The following is a 19,457-nucleotide window of genomic DNA, read 5'->3' as shown; positions in this document are numbered from 1 at the left end:
CAACGCTTCCCGCCATCGTTCGCTGATGGAAAGCTTCAACCGCATCGTTGACGCGCTGGCCGGAGCGGTGTTTTTTAAGGTGCCGCTATTCGGGGTGCAGATCGAGCTGATCGTGCTCTACCTCGCCGTGCCGATGCTGTTCTTCACGCTATGGCTGGGCTTTCCCAATATCCGCTGCGTCGGTCATGCGTTCGACGTGCTGCGCCGTCAGCCGCGCGAGGGCGAGGCGAAGGGCGACGTCAGCCAGTTCGCGGCGCTGACCACGGCGCTGGCGGGGACGATCGGGCTCGGCAATATCGCGGGGGTCGCGGTGGCGCTGACGATGGGCGGGCCCGGTGCGATCCTGTGGATGTTCATCATCGGCTGGTTCGCGATGACGGTGAAGATGGCCGAAGTCACGCTGGGCCTGAAATATCGCATTACCGACGAGCGCGGGCATGTTCATGGCGGGCCGATGTATGTGCTGAAGGCGGTGCTGGCGCGCAAGGGCTGGCCGCGGCTGGGGCTGGTGCTCGGCGGCTTCTACGCCTTCTTCGCGCTATTCGGGGCGATCCCGATGGTGCAGGTCAACCAGAGCTTCGCACAGGTCAGCACCGTGACCGGGATCAGCAATGGCTGGGCCTACGGCATTTTCCTGGCCTTCTCTGTCGCGCTGGTGACGCTGGGCGGGGCGCATTGGCTGGGCGAGGTTTCGAAGCGCCTGACCCCGCTCAAGGTCGCGGTCTATCTGGCGGGTGTCGCGGCGATCCTGATCCTCAATGCGGGTGAGGTGCCCGAAGCGCTGGTGCGGATCTGGCATGGCGCGTGGAGCGGGGAGGCGGCGACGGGCGGCGCGGTGGGCGCGTTCGTCGCGGGCATGCGCCGCGCTGTGTTCGCGAGCGAAGCGGGGGTCGGATCGGCGGTGATGGCGCACAGCCTGGCGCGGACCGAGGAGCCGGTGTCCGAGGGCATGGTCGCGTTGCTCGAGCCGCTGCTCGGCACTATGATCGTCTGCGCGTTCGGCGGACTGGCACTGGTCGTCGCGGGAACCTGGGATGATGCCGGACTGAAAGGCATCCAGATCACCAGCGCAGCTTTCGGGCAGGTGTCGAGCTGGTTCCCCTATCTGCTCGCGGTGGTGGTGTTCCTGTTCGCCTATTCGACGCTGGTCGCGTGGGGCTTCTATGGATTGCAGGCCTGGGGCTATCTGTTTGGCCATGGCGACAGGGCGCAATGGTCGTACAAGATCCTCTATATCGTGCTGCTGCCGCCAGCCGCGGTGATCGACCTCGGTCGGGTGATCGACATCATCGACAGCAGCTTCTTCCTGATGGCGGTGCCGAATGTGATTGCGCTGTTCCTATGCGCGGGCGAGTTGCGCCGGGATGTGGCGGAATATTGGCAACGACGCGGGCGGCCCGAAAAATCGCTTGAACTGTAGGGTAAGATTTGTTCACTCTATGTTCCATTTAAGATTTGAGGAGTGAAGATGGTCTACGATCGATATGCGGGGATGGTCTCGCTGCCTGGTCCGGACGGCAAAGAGCGTCGCCGTTTTAGAGTCGATGAGGATGGTAACGTCCTTTACGACGACAAGGAGCAAAGCTCGAAGGGGTTTGAAGATCACGAAAAGGCTGGTGAACCCGGGACTGCGGGACTCATTGGCTGGGACGAATTAGATCGTCAGCTTGATGAAAATCTTGAGACAGTAAGGCGGTTGGGCGGGAACAAACCCATCCAGCTTGCCGAAGTGAGTAATCTTGACTGGAATGGATATGAGGCGTTGCGAGCCCAAAGACAGCGCGACGGTAGGAGGCTGAAATCCGTTTCTATTCGAGACGCCTCCAATGGCCCCAAAGATGGACAGGCAGTGGGGTTGGCCTCACGGGCAAGCCGAGTTGGTATCGAGTCAGCTAAAGTTCGGGCGCGGTACAATCCACAAGTAAGGAATCTGGGCCCTCACGACAACGCTCAACGCGCCGCACTCAAGGAAAGGTTGCGCGCTGAATCTCCACCGGAGGTTGGTGGACCGCTCGATGCCCTGTTTCCTAACAAGGGGCCTAAACCAGGTTCGTCCGGGAGAGCAAATGTCCCCAATGAGGCCGTCAATCAGCAAGCTCGAACTTTCGGAAAAATAGGGAGAGCAATGGGCGCGCTGGGCGTGGGACTTGCCGGTCTGGATATTGCGCAGGCTGACAACAAAGTTCGTGCGACAGTGGCTAACATCGGGGCTGGTTTAGGCGGGATCGCCGGAGGGGCGGGCGGTGCCGCCATCGGTGCGGCAACAGGGCCTGCGGCCGTTGTCGCTGCGCCAGCTGGCGGTGTGGCTGGAGCTATGGCTGGCGGCGATTGGGGGTATGAAGGCGGCGAAAAAGCCTATGACTATTTCGATGATTTGCTGCGACGCGGCTGGCGATGGTAATACCGTTTACGCTTATCTTATTTGGCAAAGAAAATGTTCGAAATCTATCCTTCACCTCGACCGAAAATAGACCTGATTGAAGGCGGCTTTTCCGTGTCGACTCCGGATGGTGTGGATAAGGTTTTCTTGGAAAAAGTCAGGGCGGTTGCTGCATATAAGCGAGACGAGATTACGGTCGACAGGGTCTGTTGCGATATTGAGACGGCCTCACAAAACGGACCTATGCTTCGAACAATTCATGAGGAAATGGTTGGTTTTCATGAAGCGATGGCTGAACTAGAGAAGCTTCCTGGATTTTATCGATATTGGCGAGAGTATGTAATACTTCCAGCATTTCAACAAAATTACACAGAGCTTTATCGACAAGGATGTGATTTCAGTAAACTAGATGTAGATAATCCGCCAAGAGACAAATATGAGCCAAATCATCCAATAGAACTCTCAGAAGAACCGCGGTTCAGTAGGACGGGACTATTGACCGCCTTGATTGCTGTCGTAGCGTTTATCGCGGTGTTTCACATAATAATGAGATGACTGTTGACGCATTGATGATAGGCGCCCGAAGAGTTCAATAAGCCAGCGCGCACCCGTCGGCCCGCGTTTCGCTGGCGGCGGCGTAGACCCGGTCCTGTCCGTCCATCCGCTTCTCGATACACTGGTAGCGGCCGAAGCCGCCGTCGGAGGCTCCGATCGTCCAGCCCATGTTCGCGAGTTCGGCGCGAGTCGCCTCAGGCACGCCGCTTTCGAGGCGAAGCAGCCCAGTGGCGGGAAGGTCCGGGCTGTCCTCGCCCATCGATTGCGATGAGCCTTCATGGTGCCAGCGCGGGGCGTCGCCGGCCGATTGGATTTCCAGGCCATAATCGCGGCGGTTGATGATGATCTGGGCCTGACCCTGGGGTTGCATATCGCCGCCCATCACGCCGAAGCTCATCCACGGTTCGTCGCCCAGCGTCGCGAAGCCTGGGATGATCGTCTGGAAGGGGCGCTTGCCGGGCGCATAGATGTTAGGGTGGCCGTCCTGGAGCGAAAAGAGCTGGCCGCGGTCCTGGAACATGAAGCCGAGGCCGTCGGCGACGAGACCGGAGCCCATCCCGCGAAAGTTGGACTGGATCATCGAGACCATCATCCCGTCCTTGTCGGCACAGGTGAAATAGGTGGTATCGCCTTTTGAGGGAGCCTGGCCGGGGCGGACGGTTTGCATGATGCTGCCGGGGCGGATCAGCTTCGCGCGCTCTGCGGCATATTCCTTCGAGATCAACCATTCGACCGGCACTTTGGCGAAGTGCGGATCGGCGTAGTAACGGGCGCGGTCCTCATAGGCGAGGCGCTTGGCCTCGGCCTGGAGGTGGATCGATCGGGCGGACTGGAAGCCTGCGGCCGCCATGTCGAAATGCTCGAGTATGTTGAGCATCTGGAGCGTGGCGATGCCCTGGGTGTTCGCTCCGAGCGCGTGGACGCCGACGCCGCGATAATCGCTTTTATACGGCTCGATCCATTCGCCTTGATGCGCGGCGAAGTCTTCATAACGCAGCCAGCCGCCGATCCGCCGGAAATAGGCGTCGATCGTCTTCGCGATCTCGCCCTTGTAGAAGGCGTCGCGACCGCCATTTGCGATGGCGCGATAGGTACGGGCGAGGTCGGGGTTGCGGAAAACGCCGCCCGCCTTGGGGCCGTCGCCGCCAAGCGCATAGGTGCGGATCGCGTTGTCGATCTCCTCGATGCCCGCGCCGGGCTTGCGGAAATTGGCAAGGCTGCGGCGGATATAATAAGCGATCATGTCGGGCACCGGCGCGCCATGCTCGGCGAGGTCGATGGCGGGATCGAACAGGCCGGACCAAGGCAGTTTGCCGTAGCGGGCGTGAAGCATCGACCAGGCATCGACCGTGCCGGGCACCGATACCGAAATGGCCCCATAAGCCGGAAGCGCGCCATTTTTCGCGCGCGAGCGGACGGTATCGAGCGAGAGGCCGCGCGGTGAGCGGCCTGAACTGGCGACGCCCATCACTTTTTTGAGCTTTGGGTCCCACAGCATGACGAAACAATCGCCGCCGATGCCGCAGGCGGTTGGCTCAAGCAGGCCGAGACAGGCGTTGATCGCGATCGCGGCGTCTACCGCGGTGCCGCCGCGCCGGAGCGTTTCGATCCCAGCCTGGGTCGCGAGGGGATGTGCGGTGCCGGCCGCGCCGGAGAGACCATAGACGGCGGTGCGCGACGCGAAGCTGGCCCCGACCGGACGATCGCCACCCCGGACATCTGGCCGAAGGAAACGTTCCTCGCCCGGCGTCCAGCGGCCAGGCAGCGGAGCGGCGGATTCGGATAGGGGCGCCCGCTGGGCGATCGCGGGCAGGGCGATGGCGGCGGCAGGCAGGCTGGCGAGGAAGGTTCTACGGCGCATCGGCATGTCCCTCGAACTATCGGTTATGTCGAGGTTTTCCGACCTATCGCCGTATGGTGCAAGCCCTTTCGCGGTCGATGCGGCTTGCTGGCAGCGTGGGCACGCCTATAGTTTGCGGCGAGGAGAAATAGCCATGCAGAATATGGGTGATAGCAGCTGCCCGTTCGAGTTCAATTTCGATCCGGCGAGCTTCAAGGTTGGCGATGTTGTGAGCTATCGGGTGACCGGAAGCCTGGCGGACTTCCCGTTCGTCGGCACGCTGACCGAGGTGCATGACGACCATGTCTTCCTGATCGCCGAGCCAGATAATCCGGGCAGCGCGGTCCGTGCGACGCGCGAGAGCCGTCCGGTCGTCAACGAAGCCGATATTCTATAGCTCGTACGACCACTCAATGCGCGGAACGGGTCGCGAGCCAGGTACGCGCGCGGCGCTGAGCCTCGGCGATCTCGCGGTTGCTCATCTGATCGGCGATGTCGGCGCGGCAATATTGCGCCTCTTCCGAACCCGCGAGCGCGGCGAGGTTGAACCATTGATGCGCGCTGACCAGGTCGAGGTCCATGCCCCGCGTTCCTGTGGAATAAGCAAAGCCGAGATCGAGCAGGGCGTCACTGTCCTTGGCGGTCAGCGCGATGGCTGCGATAGAATTTCCCATAGCATTAACTCCTTTCGGAGCTCTGTCTGACGGGATTCCCCCAAACAAATGGTTAACGCGGTCTTAGACCTTGGTCGAAGCGCTTCCGGAAGCAGACAAGCTGGAGAAGAAAATAGTCGGCTACTTGTCGGGTGCGAAGACGCGACAAAATCGTTTCAGGTTAACATCAGTCGGTTAGCATGTCGGACCGCTTCGCCGACGAGCCATTGCGTGATTGGCAGGCGTCTAGCGGCTCTCCTGCCAGAGCGCTTCGCGATAACGGGCAAAGCAGCGCGCGCCGCAGCCGAGGCGAATAAGCGCACCTTCTGCAATTGCAGTAGCGCGGGCCGGATCCTCGTCCACGAGAGGCCTGAGAGCCTCACGATTCCAGTCGGCGCTGTGCTTGATGTCGAGCACGGCATGCAGGTCAAAATAGCGCCGCTGCTTGTCAGACAGCCCGATCCGGCGGAGGCCCTTGGCCACCATGGCCGAACGGCCCGGCGCGGTCAGTTCGATAACGCCAAGCGCGCCGATCGAGTGCCACGCATAGTCCCGGCTAGTCGCCATTGCGGTCATTGCATTGGCGAGCGCGAGGCTAGGCCAGACGGTTTTCTCGATGACCGGATCGACCGCGAGGGTCTCGACGAGAGCGTCGAGCATTGGACCGTGCATCCCGGCGCGGTTGCCACGTCCCATCTCGTCCCAATAATTCCTGGCCAGTTCGAGCTTGGCGGAAACGGGCAGCTTTACCTGAGTGAAAGCGACAAGATCATCGAAGCCAGCTTCGCCCGCCGCTTCCTGCTCAAAGAACCAGCGGAGCTCGTCGCGGCTGGCGCGTTCGGCAAGCCATGGGAAGAGCGGATCGCCCTGGCCCGGGCCGACTTCCTTCAGATTTTCGAACCAGGCGACGAAGCCATCCGGGTCGGTAGGGGCAAGAGCTGCCTCATCTTTGATGTCCGCGCGAAGATGCTCCAGAAAGGCGCGCTCGAGGCGAAGCATCTTCATGTCGAGCTCAAGGCGAAGATGCCAGTCTTCTTGCGGGAAGCCGGGCGCGAGACGCTCCCTGTTCCAGTGGGCGAGGCCACGCTGGAAGCTGTCTGTCAAAAATTGCGAACGCGGTGCGTAATCGTCGATAGTATATCGGCTCGCCATCATGTTTCTCTATTTATAATTGCGTGTGTGCCGGGAGAACGGACACGCCACGAATGGGGTTCCCGGCAAATCGGCTGATCCAGATTAGCCATATGTCTTCACGCCCCGCTAACCGGGCCATGCGATCAGGATTTTCATGTTTCGCTATAGTTCGCTTTTCCGGAGCCGCTGGTTCGCGCTGATATGGAGTGCGGGGATCGTCTGGAGCGCCGTGAGCTTCGTGGGATCGGAAGATCCAGAAAGAGACGTGGCGGCGAATTCCGCAGCCGGCGACGACGCAGCAAATCTGAACCAACTCCAAGCCTTGGTAAGCAGACTTCAGGCGAGCTAGGCCGGCGCCATTGCGGCTATGGCGAGCGGAAGCCGAAAGCGGGTATAAGCGTCGACAAGGGGCGACGACCTGCCGGAGGATGATCGTATGAAGCGCCTAACCGATTCGATGTGCGTCTGTCTGCTGATGGCATCCGCCGCGGCGAACGCGCAGGTCCAGCCCGGCCAATGGGAAGCCAGCACGACCTTCAATTCGATCGATATCCCCGGCGCCCCGCCTCAGGTCGCACAAATGATGAAAGGCCGGATGGCCAGCGGCGGCCGGACCAAGATGACATATTGCATCACGCCCCAGCAGGCATCGCAAGGACCGCAGGAGATGTTGAAGCAGAACCCGTCGTGCCGCTTCAGCAAATATGAAATGAAGGCGGGACGGATCGCGACCGAGATGAGCTGTAACCAGAATGGCGGGACCATGACCGCCCGGGCGAGCGGCAGCTATACGCCGACCAGCTTCAACGTGACATCGAATGCGGTGATGAGCGGCCAGATGAGCATGCGGATGTCGAGTACCAGTACCGGGCGGCGTATCGGGCCCTGCAGCGGCAAATAAAGTAAGCGCCTGCGCCCGATCGGCGCGGATGTCTCAGGCTGCGGCCTGCTCGCGCGCGGCAGCGATGCTGGCAGTCAACTGGATCTGCCGGAAAGGCTTGGACAGGCGGACGACGTCGGGTGCGATCAGATCAATCCCCTGATAACCCGAGACGATCATCACAGCCATCCGGGGACGTTCGAGCCGAAGGCGCAGCGCCAATTCGGCGCCGGTCATGCCAGGCATGACGTGATCGGTGACGACCACCGCCGGATCGAGACCGTCGTCAAGCAGATCAAGGCCTTCGCGCGCGCTGGCGGCCTCGACCACGTCGTAGCCGAGCGCGGAGATCATCTCCGCGGTGCCCGATCGGACGATGGGCTCATCATCGATGACCAGGATGGTACCTCTGTTCTCTTCCTCCCACATCGCTTTACCGGCTGCCGCCGCCGCCTGCTGGTCGACCGGAAGCCACAGCACGATTTCCGTGCCCGAGCCGGGTTCGCTGAACAGTTGCAGCGCGCCGCCGAGCTGGGCGGCGAGGCCGTCGACCATCGAAAGGCCGAGGCCGGTGCCATGTTCGGCATCCTTGGTGGTGAAGAACGGCTCCACCGCCTGAGCCAGAACGGTTTCGTCCATGCCGACGCCGTCATCGCGTATCGAGATACGGAGATAGTCGCCGGCTGATAGGGATGCGGGTTGCTCCTCCCGCCTTCCGCCGCGCGCGGATATCGTCAGGCTGCCGCCGTCGGGCATGGCATCGCGTGCATTGACCGCGAGATTGAGCAACGCCATTTCGAGCTGATGCCGGTCGGCGCGGGCATTGGGCAGGCCAGGGGCGATATCCAGAACCAGCGCTATGCGCGATCCCAGCGAGCTGCCGAGCAGATCCTTCATCCCCGTAGCAAGTTCGGCGATGTCGACCGGCCGGGTAATCAAAGGCTGCCGGCGAGCAAAGGCCAGCAACCGCTGGACCAGCAGCTTGGCGCGCTCGGCCGCTTCCATCGCCACATTGGCGGCGCGCAAGACATTGTCGGTCGCTTCGCGCCGGCTGAGCAGCAGATCCAGGCTACCCATGATCGGGGTGAGCAGGTTGTTGAAATCATGCGCGACATTGCCGGTCAGCTTGCCGATGACTTCCATCTTCTGCGCCTGGCGCGCGATCTCCTGGGTGCGTTCCAGCTCGGCCGTACGCTGCGCAACGCGGCCTTCCAGCGCATTGTTCAGTTCTTCGAGCGATGCGAGGAGGCGGCCATTTTCAAGTGCGGTGGTGGCGGCGCGGCTCAGGGCCTCGAGCAGCGCAATGGCATTTGGATCGGGATCTCCAGTGTGCGACCAATAAGCGCCGACTGCCGCAACCGACTCGGGAGAGCCGATCGGCACCATCACCATGCTGCGCACGAAGGTCGGTTCATAGGCCGCATGCGGTACACGCGGGTCGGCCATCACGTCTGGTATTATGATGGTTCGACGCGACTGCATCGCCATGCCCGATATGCAGCTGTGCTGCGGAAAGCGTTGCCCTGACCATAAAGGCGACATCGCGTCTTCGGTCAAATAATGGCACTGTCCATTGTCGGACAGAATGATGGCGATGCCATCGGAGCCGGCAATGCGGCGCGCGCTGCTGCGCAGGACATTGACCACTTTGTCGAGGGTGCGCGCGCTGCCGAGCCGTTCTATTGCCGATGTGAGTAGAGACCAACGCTCAGTGGACATGCGATGTGCGCTAAAGTCGTCGTCGTGCTCCGACGGCCTCATTGCGGAATTCCCCTACGTCACTCGATCCTTTTTCAACTCCGTTATGGCGCATATTCGTTAAATTTCCATAAGGAGTTTAACGTCGGTCAAGCTTTCAGTCGGCCAGGGCAATGGAAATCGCGTTGGTGAGTGACTCCGCGCCATAGGGTTTTTGTACGAGGTGGAAGCCGGCTGCTTCGCCGGCGGCAACTTCCCGGCTGTAGCCAGTTGCGAGCAGGACGCGCTGGTCCGGGCTCGTGTCGCGCAGTCGCCGAGCGAGATCGAGCCCGCTCATGCCGGGCATGACGATGTCGGTGAAGACGAGATCGAAATGACGGCTCGCGAGGATGTCGAGCGCAGCCTCGGCAGACTCGGCTTCGACCACATCGGCCCGCAACTCCTTGAGCATCGAGCGCGCGAAGCGGCGGACATTGTCGTTGTCTTCGACGAGGAGGACGTGGAGCTTGTCCCAATTAGCGATCGCTCCGCGCCGGGGAATGCCCTCTACAACGGATTTATGCGTGCGTGGAAGATTGAGATAAACAATGGTGCCTTCGCCAGGCCGGGACCGAATGAAGGCGCGGCCGCCAGTCTGGGCCGCAAAGCCGTGGATCTGGCTGAGGCCCAGCCCCGTGCCCTTGCCGACCGCCTTGGTGGTGAAGAACGGTTCGAACACGCGCTCGAGATTTTCGGGTGCAATGCCCTCGCCAGTGTCGGCGATGGCGATGCACAAAGCATCTTCCTCGGGTGCATTTTGCGCCGAGAGCGTGAGCACGCCACCATCAGGCATAGCGTCACGGGCGTTGAAGGCGGCGTTGAGGATCGCGGTTTCAAGCTCGGCGGAGTCGGCCTCGATCGGCCACAGATCCGGAGCGAGATCCAGCCTGACCTTGATATGGCTGCCGATCGTCCGGCTGAGCACTTCGCCAAGCGCATCGAGGCGCGTGGCGGGATCGAGCACCTCAGGCCGCAACGCCTGCCGACGGCCGAACGCGAGAAGCTTGGCGGTAAGCGCCGTCGCCTTGTCGGCAGTCTCGGCGATGGCGCGGACATAGCGTGTGCGCTTTTCCGGAGCGAGATTCTCGCGTTCGAGAAGCTCAGCAGAACCGCGGATCACGGTCATCAGATTGTTGAAGTCATGGGCGATGCCGCCGGTCAGCTCGCCCAGTGCCTGAAGCTTTTGAGACTGGAACAGAGCTGCATGCGCTTCATCCAATTCCTGCTGGGCGCGGCGCTTCTCGGTAATATCGCGCGTGATCTTCGCGAAACCGATCAGCTCGCCGGCTTCATCACGAATAGGAACAAGGACGACATGGGCCCAGAAACGCGAACCGTCTTTGCGGACCCGTTGGGCCTCGGTTTCATAACGGCCTTCCCGAAGCGCTGTCGCAAGCGCGCGCGCAGGTTCGCCGCGGGCGCGATCCTCATCGGTATAGAAACGCGAAAAATGCTGTCCGATTATCTCGTCCGCACGATAGCCCTTGATAGCCTCGGCTCCGGTATTCCAGTTACTGATCACGCCGTTGAGATCGAGCATGTACAGCGCATAGTCGCGGACGCCCTGCACCAATATGCGGAAGCGCTGTTCAGCAGCATAGAGCGCGCGATCGGCTTCGCGGCGCTCGGTTATATCGCGCGTGATCTTTGCGAAACCGAGCAAGGTGCCGTCATTGCCGACGATGGCGTCGATGACCGTATGAACCCAGAAACGGCTGCCGTCCTTGCGGACACGAATGCCCTCGGCCTCATATCGCCCTTCGCTCGCCGCCGTTTCGAGAATCTGTTCCGGAATGCCAGCAGCCACGTCCTCGGGCGTGAAGAAGCGCGAATAATGCTGGCCTATGATCTCCTCCGCCTCATAGCCCTTGAAACGGCGGGCGCCGGGATTCCACGTCACGATCTGACCGGAAGCGTCGAGCATGTAGATAGCGTAATCGCTGACGGCGTCGATCAGCAGTTGATAACGATGTTCGGGTGACGGCGCGTCTTGGGAAGGTCGATCGGTCATATGTCTCACAAACGGTCGAGGCGTCATCCGCTCCAACCCAATGGCCCCAACCGCCGGAGAAACTCTTAGGCCGTTGGGAGATGCATGCAAGCGTTATGCTGTTGCGCGACGACACGCCACAACTATGGTTAACTGGATGGTAAGACCGATCGGCGATAGCGGGACCACAACTCCGCCGGATGAATGACCATGAAGACCAGCGTTTCCGCACGGCAAATCCCCAGCTTGCTGGACCAAGCACCCGACGGCGTAACGGTCCTGTCGCTCGATTGCTTCGATACTTTGCTGTGGCGCAACGCGCAGGCTCCGTCGGACGTGTTCACCGAACTGGGCCTGGAAGGCGGATCGATCGATCCGCGCGTGTTCGCAGAACGCAAGGCGCGCAAGGCGCAGATGTTTCATACTGGCCGAAACGAGGTTTCGATCGAGGCGATCCATGCGCGGATGCTGCCGGGCGCGGATGCCGCGGCGGTGGAGGCTGCGGTGCAGCGCGAGCTGGATGCCGAAGCACGGCATTGTTTTCCCTTCGCCCCGGTCGTCGCACTGATCCGAGTGGCCAAGGCGCGCGGGATGAAGGTGATCATCGTCAGCGACACCTATTTCAGTTCGGCGCAGCTTGGCGAGTTGATCGTGCGAGCGGCGGGCCCCGATATCGGCGCGATGATCGACCGGGTCTTCACCTCGTCGGAGCATGGCCTGAGCAAGAGCGAGGGCCTGTTCGAGCCGGTGTTGAAGGCGCTGGGCGTCGCGCCCGGGGCGATCCTGCATCTAGGCGACAACAAGCGGGCCGACCAGGAAGCGCCATCGGCATTGGGTATCGCGACCGCGCATTTCGAGCAGTTCGACGGCAATGCCGAGATACGCCTGCGCCATGAGGCGATGGCGGCGGTGATGATCGATCCAGCGACGCGCCAGACGCTGCCCGCGATGCAGCCGCATCGCCCGCTCGTTTCACTGCGCGACGAGCAGGATCCCGCCTATGTGCTGGGGCATGACGTGATCGGCCCGATGCTGCACGGCTTCGTCGAATGGGTGCGCGACGAGGCGCAGGCGCTGGCCGCGAGCAGCGGCCGTCCGGTCAAGACGCTGTTCCTGATGCGCGACGGCTTCCTGCCGATGAAGATGTTCGAGACGCTGGGATCTGGAATCGCCGCGCACGAGGTTTCGATCAGCCGGCTGACTGCCGGGCGGGCGGGGTTGATCGACCAGGCGGCGGTGCGCACCGTGATCGAGCGGGATGCGGGCAAGCATAGGCTCGACGTGCTGGCCGGGCAGTTGCTGCTCGAGCCGCATGAGGCGAAGAAGCTGGTGGGGCCGGATGCCGAACCCGCCGATCTGGAGAAGGCTGCGTGCGAGAGCGAGATCGCCGAGAAGATCGTCCGCCGCTCGGCGCGCTATGCGGACAGGCTGATCGCGCATGTCCGCCGCGCGGGGCTGGAGGATGGCGACATAGCGCTGCTGGTCGACCTCGGCTATCACGGCACGGTCCAGGATCGGGTCGCGCCCCTACTGCAGGCACGGATGGATGTGGTGACGGCGGGCCGTTATCTGCTGCTGCGCGAAAATGAGCCGAGCGGGCTCGACAAGAAGGGCTATTTCGACAAGCGGCATTATGGCCGCGAGGCGCTGACAGCATTGGGATCTTCGATCGCCGTGATCGAGCAAATCTGCACCCAGGCCAAGGGTTCGGTGATCGACTATTATCCCAACGGCAAGACGATCCACGAAAAGCCGACCGAAAAGGGCGCACAGAGCGCGGCCCGCGACCGCATCCAGGCTGCCGCTATCGCCTATGGCGAGGCCGCGACGGCGATGGGGCGCGGGGCGGCATCCGACGACGACGATTGCCGGCGGCGCAATGCGGCGGCGATTCTGGCGCGGTTCATGTATCTGCCATCGGCCGCCGAAGTGGCGGTGATCGGCGACTTCACCCATGACGCCAATCTGGGTTCGTCGAGCCATCTCAAAATGCTCGACACGACACGCGCGACGCGCGGCCTGCGGCGACGGGGGATGCATTATGTGCAGAGCACGGCGCGCATGTATCTGCCCGGCGAATTGCAGGATCAGGGGCTGGCGCTGAACCTGGCGCTGTTCGGAATCGTGCGCGGCGCGCTCGACGTGCGCGAGTCCGATTTCCTGTCGGGCGGGGTGCCGGTGCCGGTGATCCTGGCTAATGCGCGCGAGGATTGTCTGGTCGATGTCGATGCCTATCCGACGCATGACGGCTATTACCGGCTGACCGTGCCGGTGCGCGGAGACCTGACCGTCGCGGTGATGTTCGGCGGACTCTATGAGGCGATGCAGATCGAGGATGTCAGCTTCCAGCCGATCGTCGCGCCGTCCGACGAGCATGTGATGAGCGACAAGCCCGACCTGAACGCGCCCTATGTCCAGGAGGGCATGGAGGCGATCGCGGGCGACCTGTTCCGCTGCACGCCAGGCGCGGCGCTGATGGTGCCCGCGCAGCCGGCGGTGGGTGAGGGGCTGTACAAGCTATGCATCGCATTCCGGCCGGTGGTGCGCCGCGACGCGGCGGGCGAGGCGCGCAAGGCGGCGTAGCCGGTGTCAAGTGTTCCGTTTTTGTTCTTGACATTCGGGGCGGGTTTCGCTAACAGAAATCCACGGTGGAAGCTGCGCAACGATCCGCGCGTCGTCGTTCATGAAAAGACGAATGCACGAAATTTGACCGATGCAGAGATCCCCGAACCAATCGACGTGATCGTGTGCGACGCGAGCTTCATCTCGCTTGCGAAGGTGCTGGCATCGCCGTTGCGCTTCGCAAAGCCGGGCGCGCGGCTCGTGGCGCTGATAAAGCCGCAGTTCGAGGCTGGTCGGGACGAAGTCGGTAAAGGTGGCGTCGTACGAGATCCCGCGGTACATGAGCGAGTGTGCGCCGAAGCGGTCAACTGGATCGAAAGTCTCGGCTGGCGTTCTATGGGGGTTACGCCGAGCCCGATCACTGGCCCGGAGGGGAATGTCGAGTTCCTGCTGGGGGCTGTCAATGCATCCTGACCAATGTTTTCCAAGGCTCGCGTAATGGCGGAGGGGTCATACTCCGGTCGGTCAAGGACCAGCTTCTTACGCTGGGCCCTCGTGACGATCCCAGCGATCCTTCTGCTCGGCATGCTGTCGGCGAGGATCGGGGACTCAGGATATGGCAATCTATGGTTTGACCGGCTTTTGAAGCCGGGAATCATGCCTGCCGCGTGGGTTTTTCCGTTCGCGTGGTCCATCCTCTACATCATGATGGGTTTCGCGCTCGCGATGATCCTTGATGCGCGCGGAGCGAAGGGGAGGGGAGTCGCGGTCTTCCTGTTTCTGATCCAGCTTGGGCTTAATCTGGCTTGGTCGCCCGTGTTTTTCGCCATGCATCGAATCATGCTCGCATTCGGGCTGATCATCGCGATATTTCTGTGGGCAGCCGTTGCCACTGTCCTTTTCTGGAAGATACGGCGCCTGGCGGGCCTGCTTATGCTTCCCTATCTGGCATGGTTGATATTTGCCGGCGTTCTGAACTGGCAGATCCATCTGCTCAATCCGAATGGGCTGACCCTTGTCCCGATGAGCGGGAATACCCAAATCATTATCAGATGATGCCGTCATATCCCGGCTAAGCGAGGAAGTGTCATGCAATCCGAAAATCGGCTGTTCGATGATTTCGTTAAGATGATGAACGGCGCAGCCGGCACACTGGCCGGAATGGGCCGGGAGGCGGAGAGTGCCTTCAAGGAGCGGGTGAAGGATTGGGTCGGCGGCCTGGATCTTGTCAGCCGCGAGGAATTCGAGGCCGTCAAGGCCATGGCCGCTGCTGCACGCGATGAGGTCGAGACGTTGAAAGCAAGGATCGATGCTCTGGCGTCGGTAAATGGCGAAACGGGCGGTTGACGGAGCTATCCACAGCTTTCTGGGCGCTTCGGCTTGAACTGCTCAGTGTTCCGGGCCACGGAACGCTGATCAGGCCAAGGAGTTAGGCCCTAATGAACGTGGACGACTTCGAATCCTCGCGCGATCCGAGCGCGCCCATCGACATGCTGGAGCAGTATTTCGCGGCACGCGGCTGGGAATTTCAGCGTGCAGGCGACGAGGAGATTGTTGCCCAATATCAGGGTAGCTGGGCGCAATATGAGTTGCGTGCCGTTTGGCGTGACGAGGATCGCGTCCTGCAGTTCCTGGCCTTGCCCGATATCCGCGTCACCACCGACAAGAAGCTGGCGATGTACGAGACTATGGGGCTTATCAATGAGCAGCTCTGGCTCGGGCATTTCGAGATGTGGACGAGTTCTTCGATGGTGCTGTTCAGGCACGCAGCGCTTCTTGACGCCCAAGGTGAAGAAGCCAGCCTGACGCTGGACCAGGCCGAGACGCTGATCGAAACCGCGATCGACGAATGCGAACGCTTCTATCCTGTCTTTCAGTTCGTCCTGTGGAGCGACAAAACGCCCCAGGAAGCAATTGCGGCAGCGATGATCGAAACCCAGGGCGAGGCGTGATCCGTACCCGCCGATAGGCTCATTGACTGAGAATCTGGCGGGTCTGGTACATCAACCCACCTCGTCCATAATTGTGTTTTAGAAAATCGCGCCAGAATGATGGCGGATCATGCCGAGGCCGGCCGCGTAGGCCTGCCCATGCCTTGCCAATCGGTGTTGCCACCAACCACAGCAGGTTGGCGATATGCGTCGCGCCGATGCCGTGATGACGCAAAAAATAGCGCGCCCTCGATTCAAACCAATATCTCGGTTGCCGGGGCGATGACCCGAACTCTGTGAGGCCTGTGGCCTGTCCGCCAAGGTGGACCACTCGACTGGCGGGGACGTGCCATGCCTCGAATCCCGCCTGCGCCGCACGCGCGCAGAAATCGGTCTCCTCGAAGAAGAGGAAGTAACGGGCGTCGAACCCGCCGATCCGCTCGAACACGCAGCCCCTTATCATCAGGTGAGCGCCCGACAGCCACTCAGCTCGAATCGGGGATAGCCCGACGGGAATGACGAGCTGGTGGTTCGAGAGAGCCTTGGTTAGAATCCCTATGTCTAGCGCCGCGATGAACTCACTCACGGGAGTGTGAAACCGGAACGCGCTGGGCCGGATACTTCCATCCGTCCGCAGACAGCGTCCCCCAGCCAGCCCTGCTTCCGGCGTCCCTCTCATGAAGTCGATGAGAGCGCTCAGTGCACCTTCTTCAGCGACAGTGTCTGGGTTGAGCAGCCAGACATATTCAGGTGATGTGCCATGCTCGGCCGTCTCCAGATAATGTTTGAGGCCAGCGTTATTGCCACCGGCAAAACCCAGGTTGGTTTCGAGCGCCAGCAATGTGCAGATGTCGGTAGCTTGGAGCCGTGCGATCTCGCCCGACAATATTTCGACCGATCCGTCATTGGACCCATTGTCGACGACGATGATCGAGGTATCGCCCCGCTTCCTGGCTTCCTCCAGGATCGCCTCCACGGCCCGCGCAGTCATTACCGCCGTGCGGTAGTTTACGATCACGACGAGAATCGGCGCGGAGTTCATAAAGCGCGCGCGTGGCTCCTAAACCGGCACCCTGTATGAGCGGCCGATGCCGCACACATGCCCGGCATCGGGTCTCGTGACAATCTCGCTACCTTTGCGCTCAGCCGAATACGCGTTGGAAGATCGTATCGACATGCTTGAAGTGATAGTCGAGGTCGAACTTCTCTTCGAGTTCGGTGGCGCTGAGCTTCTCGGTGACCTGATCATCGGCCTTGAGGAGTTCCAGCAGCGACAATTCCCCATCCGACTCCCATACCTTCATCGCGTTACGCTGAACGATGCGGTAGGCGTCTTCGCGGCTGATGCCCGCTTGGGTCAGTGCCAGCAAGACTCGCTGCGAATGGACCAGGCCACCCATGCGATCGAGATTCTTCTGCATGCGGGCCGGATAGACCAGCAGCTTGTCCATCACCCCCGTCAGCCGCGCTAAGGCGAAATCAAGCGTCACCGTCGCGTCGGGGCCAATCATTCGTTCGACCGAACTGTGGCTGATGTCGCGCTCGTGCCACAAGGCGACATTCTCCAGTGCCGGGGTCACGAAACCACGCACCAGGCGCGCAAGCCCCGTCAAATTTTCGGTCAGGACCGGGTTGCGCTTATGCGGCATCGCTGACGAGCCCTTCTGACCAGGCGAGAAATATTCCTCGGCTTCCAGCACTTCGGTACGTTGTAGATGACGGATTTCCGTGGCCAGCCGCTCGATCGACGAGGCGATCACGCCGAGTGTCGCGAAAAACATCGCGTGGCGATCACGCGGTATGACCTGGGTCGACGTCGGCTCGACGGTCAACCCCATCTTCGCCGCAACATGCTCCTCAACCCGAGGATCGATGTTCGCGAAGGTTCCCACTGCTCCGGAAATCGCGCAGGTCGCGACGTCCTTCTTCGCAGCCACAAGCCGTTCTCGGTTGCGCGCGAACTCGGCATAGGCCTGCGCGAGTTTCAGCCCGAAGGTGACCGGCTCAGCATGAATGCCGTGGCTGCGACCGATGGTTGGTGTCATCTTATGCTCGAAGGCGCGGCGCTTGAGCACCTCGAGCAGCTTGTCCAGATCCGCGATCAGGATATCCGATGCGCGCGACAATTGAACCGCGAGACAGGTATCCAGAACGTCCGACGACGTCATACCCTGATGCATGAAGCGAGCGGGTTCTCCGACATGCTCGGCGACATTGGTGAGGAAGGCGATGACATCGTGCTTCACTTCGGCTTCGATCGCATCGATTCGTTCGACCTCGAACGCTCCTTTTTCCCAAATGGCCCTTGCGGCCTCTTTTGGGACCACGCCCAGTTCCGCCAGCGCATCGGTCGCGTGGGCTTCGATCTCAAACCAGATGCGAAAGCGCGTCTCGGGTTCCCAGATCTTGACCATTTCGGCCCTGGAATAGCGGGGGATCATCGTCGTTCCTTGTTGTTGCGCAGCCTTGTTGCGAGCGCGCCTAGCAGAGGGGGCGAGCACCGGCAATCGGGCTGCTTTTTGCGATGAACGGATCGCGAGACCGCGGAGCGCAACGCAGCGCCGATCGTTCTCGTCGCAACTGGATATCGCTAGTTCGAAAGGCGATCCGTTGGATCAGCGCATGAAACCTGTAATCTTGGCTGTGGCGATGATGGTCTTGCCTTTGCAGGCGCTAGGGGCGCATCCTCGTCTTTCTGCAGCGCCCGGGACGATTGCCCAGGCAGTCCGCTTTCCGCAGCCGGCGGCTTATGCGGGGGAGCCGCGCGCTCGCATCAGGACATCGAATCGAGAAGGGGGCCTGAGTCCCTTGGCATTCGCCGAGTGGCTGGTGAGGCATCAAGCGCTCTTTCTCGCGGAAAGGGCGTTGTTGCGCCAGGTATCCAACTCGAATGATCTCATAGACCGCAGCGCGCGCTCCTTCTCGATTGCAGATAGTAATAGGGATCACCGGATTTCAGCTATCGAACTTGCGGATTTCATCGCAATCGATCCGGCCAAGGCGCTGGTGAGCCAAATCTGGGTGACTAAATCATCTCCATGAGCCGTCTCCATGAGCGGCGAGAAAGCGATGTGCCGGACCGTTTCGTGGACGAATCGGGAAACTGTAACGGTGGTGACGAGTTGGCTCTTGGTCTTGGTGTCACGTTTTTGTGACTACATGTCAGGAGAGAGAGATGAATAAATTGATGCTTATCGGCGGAGCCGCGCTCATTGCGGCGTCGGGCGCCGCTCTGGCGCAGGGCACCGCTCCCGAGGCAGCTCCGGATGCGCCCACCGCAGCCCCAGCGCCCACCGAGGCCTCCCCGCCGTCCGCCGAGGCTGCTACGCCAACCGCGCCCGAGACTACCGAGGCCGCCCCGACGGTTGCACAGACCACCGCACCTGCGGCGGACGCTGCCGCAAACATGCCTGCCGCTAGTTCCGACGCCGCGGTCGCCGCTACACCGACGGTACCTGCTGCAACCGCTTCGGCCAGCGCGGACGCATCAGCGAAGGTCAATGCCGATTGGGCCAAATATGACGTCGGTAACAAAGGTAAATTGACGCCGCTCGAGTTCGGCAGCTGGGTCTTAGCCAAAAATGGCCAGGACGTGACGGCGCAGGTCGAAAAGACCAAGACCAGCAAGAAAGCCAACCTTCCGGCGATCAAGGTATTAAATGCCACGTCCGCCGAATTTGCCAAGGCTGACAAAGACAAAGACCGTATGATTTCGCCCGATGAACTGGCCGGCTACCTCTCGGCTTGATTATAACAATGAGCGTGTACCGGGACGGCTTTCTAGCCGTCCCGATT

At 61.3% G+C, this 19,457-nt stretch carries 18 protein-coding genes and 1 pseudogene; 12 read left to right on the top strand and 7 right to left on the bottom strand.

Going from position 1 to position 19,457, the window contains the following annotated elements; translation table 11 throughout:
* The first annotated feature begins 25 nt into the window (after positions 1-25).
* Genes ASE00_RS06055 through ASE00_RS23315 form a run of 3 tightly spaced genes read left to right on the top strand, consistent with a single transcriptional unit; the run spans position 26 to position 2,935 of the window.
* Complete coding sequence (locus tag ASE00_RS06055) at positions 26-1,420, top strand: alanine/glycine:cation symporter family protein (RefSeq protein WP_056378234.1); 1,395 nt, start codon at positions 26-28, stop codon at positions 1,418-1,420.
* Between the two features lie 48 nt (positions 1,421-1,468).
* Complete coding sequence (locus ASE00_RS23320) at positions 1,469-2,401, top strand: hypothetical protein (protein ID WP_156405287.1); 933 nt, start codon at positions 1,469-1,471, stop codon at positions 2,399-2,401.
* A gap of 33 nt (positions 2,402-2,434) precedes the next feature.
* Positions 2,435-2,935 carry a hypothetical protein gene (locus ASE00_RS23315; protein ID WP_156405286.1) on the top strand — a complete coding sequence of 167 codons (501 nt, stop codon included), beginning with the start codon at positions 2,435-2,437 and terminating at the stop codon, positions 2,933-2,935.
* 34 nt (positions 2,936-2,969) lie between these two features.
* On the opposite strand, the gene ASE00_RS06050 is transcribed toward ASE00_RS23315, so the two are convergent.
* Positions 2,970-4,796 (bottom strand): gamma-glutamyltransferase family protein, encoded by a 1,827-nt coding sequence (locus ASE00_RS06050; RefSeq protein WP_056379370.1) that lies wholly within the window; start codon positions 4,794-4,796, stop codon positions 2,970-2,972.
* A 133-nt stretch (positions 4,797-4,929) separates the two neighbouring features.
* On the opposite strand from ASE00_RS06050, the gene ASE00_RS06045 reads away from it, so the two are divergent.
* Positions 4,930-5,172, top strand: a complete 243-nt coding sequence (locus ASE00_RS06045) for a hypothetical protein (protein WP_056378233.1) — start codon at positions 4,930-4,932, stop codon at positions 5,170-5,172.
* Between the two features lie 13 nt (positions 5,173-5,185).
* Here the strand turns inward: ASE00_RS06045 and ASE00_RS06040 are convergent, their stop codons facing one another.
* Positions 5,186-5,449, bottom strand: a complete 264-nt coding sequence (locus tag ASE00_RS06040) for a hypothetical protein (protein ID WP_056378232.1) — start codon at positions 5,447-5,449, stop codon at positions 5,186-5,188.
* A 225-nt stretch (positions 5,450-5,674) separates the two neighbouring features.
* Positions 5,675-6,580 (bottom strand): iron-containing redox enzyme family protein, encoded by a 906-nt coding sequence (locus ASE00_RS06035; RefSeq protein WP_056379368.1) that lies wholly within the window; start codon positions 6,578-6,580, stop codon positions 5,675-5,677.
* Positions 6,581-6,998: 418 nt separating this feature from the next.
* On the opposite strand from ASE00_RS06035, the gene ASE00_RS06030 reads away from it, so the two are divergent.
* Positions 6,999-7,463 carry a DUF3617 domain-containing protein gene (locus ASE00_RS06030; RefSeq protein WP_056378231.1) on the top strand — a complete coding sequence of 155 codons (465 nt, stop codon included), beginning with the start codon at positions 6,999-7,001 and terminating at the stop codon, positions 7,461-7,463.
* A gap of 33 nt (positions 7,464-7,496) precedes the next feature.
* Here ASE00_RS06030 and ASE00_RS06025 read toward each other — a convergent pair whose 3' ends face one another.
* Both ASE00_RS06025 and ASE00_RS06020 read right to left on the bottom strand, forming a co-directional pair.
* Positions 7,497-9,203 (bottom strand): ATP-binding protein, encoded by a 1,707-nt coding sequence (locus ASE00_RS06025; protein WP_056378230.1) that lies wholly within the window; start codon positions 9,201-9,203, stop codon positions 7,497-7,499.
* 94 nt (positions 9,204-9,297) lie between these two features.
* A complete protein-coding gene (locus ASE00_RS06020) occupies positions 9,298-11,190 on the bottom strand; it encodes a PAS domain-containing sensor histidine kinase (RefSeq protein WP_056378229.1) in 1,893 nt (630 codons plus the stop codon).
* A gap of 189 nt (positions 11,191-11,379) precedes the next feature.
* Between ASE00_RS06020 and ASE00_RS06015 the strand changes: the two genes are divergently transcribed.
* The 5 genes and pseudogenes from ASE00_RS06015 to ASE00_RS05995 all read left to right on the top strand — a co-directional run bounded on the left by ASE00_RS06015 (position 11,380) and on the right by ASE00_RS05995 (position 15,683).
* The gene (locus tag ASE00_RS06015; RefSeq protein ID WP_056379366.1) at positions 11,380-13,752 is read left to right on the top strand and encodes an HAD family hydrolase; all 2,373 of its coding nucleotides are present in this window, start codon (positions 11,380-11,382) and stop codon (positions 13,750-13,752) included.
* Between the two features lie 66 nt (positions 13,753-13,818).
* Positions 13,819-14,205, top strand: a pseudogene (locus tag ASE00_RS06010) (TlyA family RNA methyltransferase); the annotation flags it as partial.
* A 24-nt stretch (positions 14,206-14,229) separates the two neighbouring features.
* Positions 14,230-14,787, top strand: coding sequence for a TspO/MBR family protein (locus tag ASE00_RS06005; RefSeq protein ID WP_056379364.1), 558 nt, complete (start codon positions 14,230-14,232; stop codon positions 14,785-14,787).
* Positions 14,788-14,820: 33 nt separating this feature from the next.
* Entirely contained in the window at positions 14,821-15,078 is a 258-nt protein-coding gene (locus tag ASE00_RS06000; protein ID WP_056378228.1) for an accessory factor UbiK family protein, read from the top strand.
* Positions 15,079-15,170: 92 nt separating this feature from the next.
* Positions 15,171-15,683, top strand: a complete 513-nt coding sequence (locus tag ASE00_RS05995; RefSeq protein WP_056378227.1) for a YbjN domain-containing protein — start codon at positions 15,171-15,173, stop codon at positions 15,681-15,683.
* 19 nt (positions 15,684-15,702) lie between these two features.
* Here the strand turns inward: ASE00_RS05995 and ASE00_RS05990 are convergent, their stop codons facing one another.
* Entirely contained in the window at positions 15,703-16,704 is a 1,002-nt protein-coding gene (locus tag ASE00_RS05990) for a glycosyltransferase family 2 protein (RefSeq protein WP_056378226.1), read from the bottom strand.
* A 100-nt stretch (positions 16,705-16,804) separates the two neighbouring features.
* A complete protein-coding gene (gene purB / locus ASE00_RS05985) occupies positions 16,805-18,103 on the bottom strand; it encodes an adenylosuccinate lyase (RefSeq protein WP_056378225.1) in 1,299 nt (432 codons plus the stop codon).
* Between the two features lie 181 nt (positions 18,104-18,284).
* Between purB and ASE00_RS05980 the strand changes: the two genes are divergently transcribed.
* Together ASE00_RS05980 and ASE00_RS05975 are read left to right on the top strand one after the other, a co-directional pair.
* The gene (locus ASE00_RS05980) at positions 18,285-18,704 is read left to right on the top strand and encodes a hypothetical protein (protein WP_056378224.1); all 420 of its coding nucleotides are present in this window, start codon (positions 18,285-18,287) and stop codon (positions 18,702-18,704) included.
* Positions 18,705-18,837: 133 nt separating this feature from the next.
* Positions 18,838-19,410 (top strand): hypothetical protein, encoded by a 573-nt coding sequence (locus ASE00_RS05975; protein ID WP_056378223.1) that lies wholly within the window; start codon positions 18,838-18,840, stop codon positions 19,408-19,410.
* The last annotated feature ends 47 nt before the right edge of the window (positions 19,411-19,457 follow it).

The sequence above is a fragment of the Sphingomonas sp. Root710 genome, assembly GCF_001429065.1.
In the GTDB taxonomy this organism is placed as follows: Bacteria; Pseudomonadota; Alphaproteobacteria; order Sphingomonadales; family Sphingomonadaceae; genus Rhizorhabdus.
This window is presented reverse-complemented; position numbering and strand designations above follow the sequence as displayed.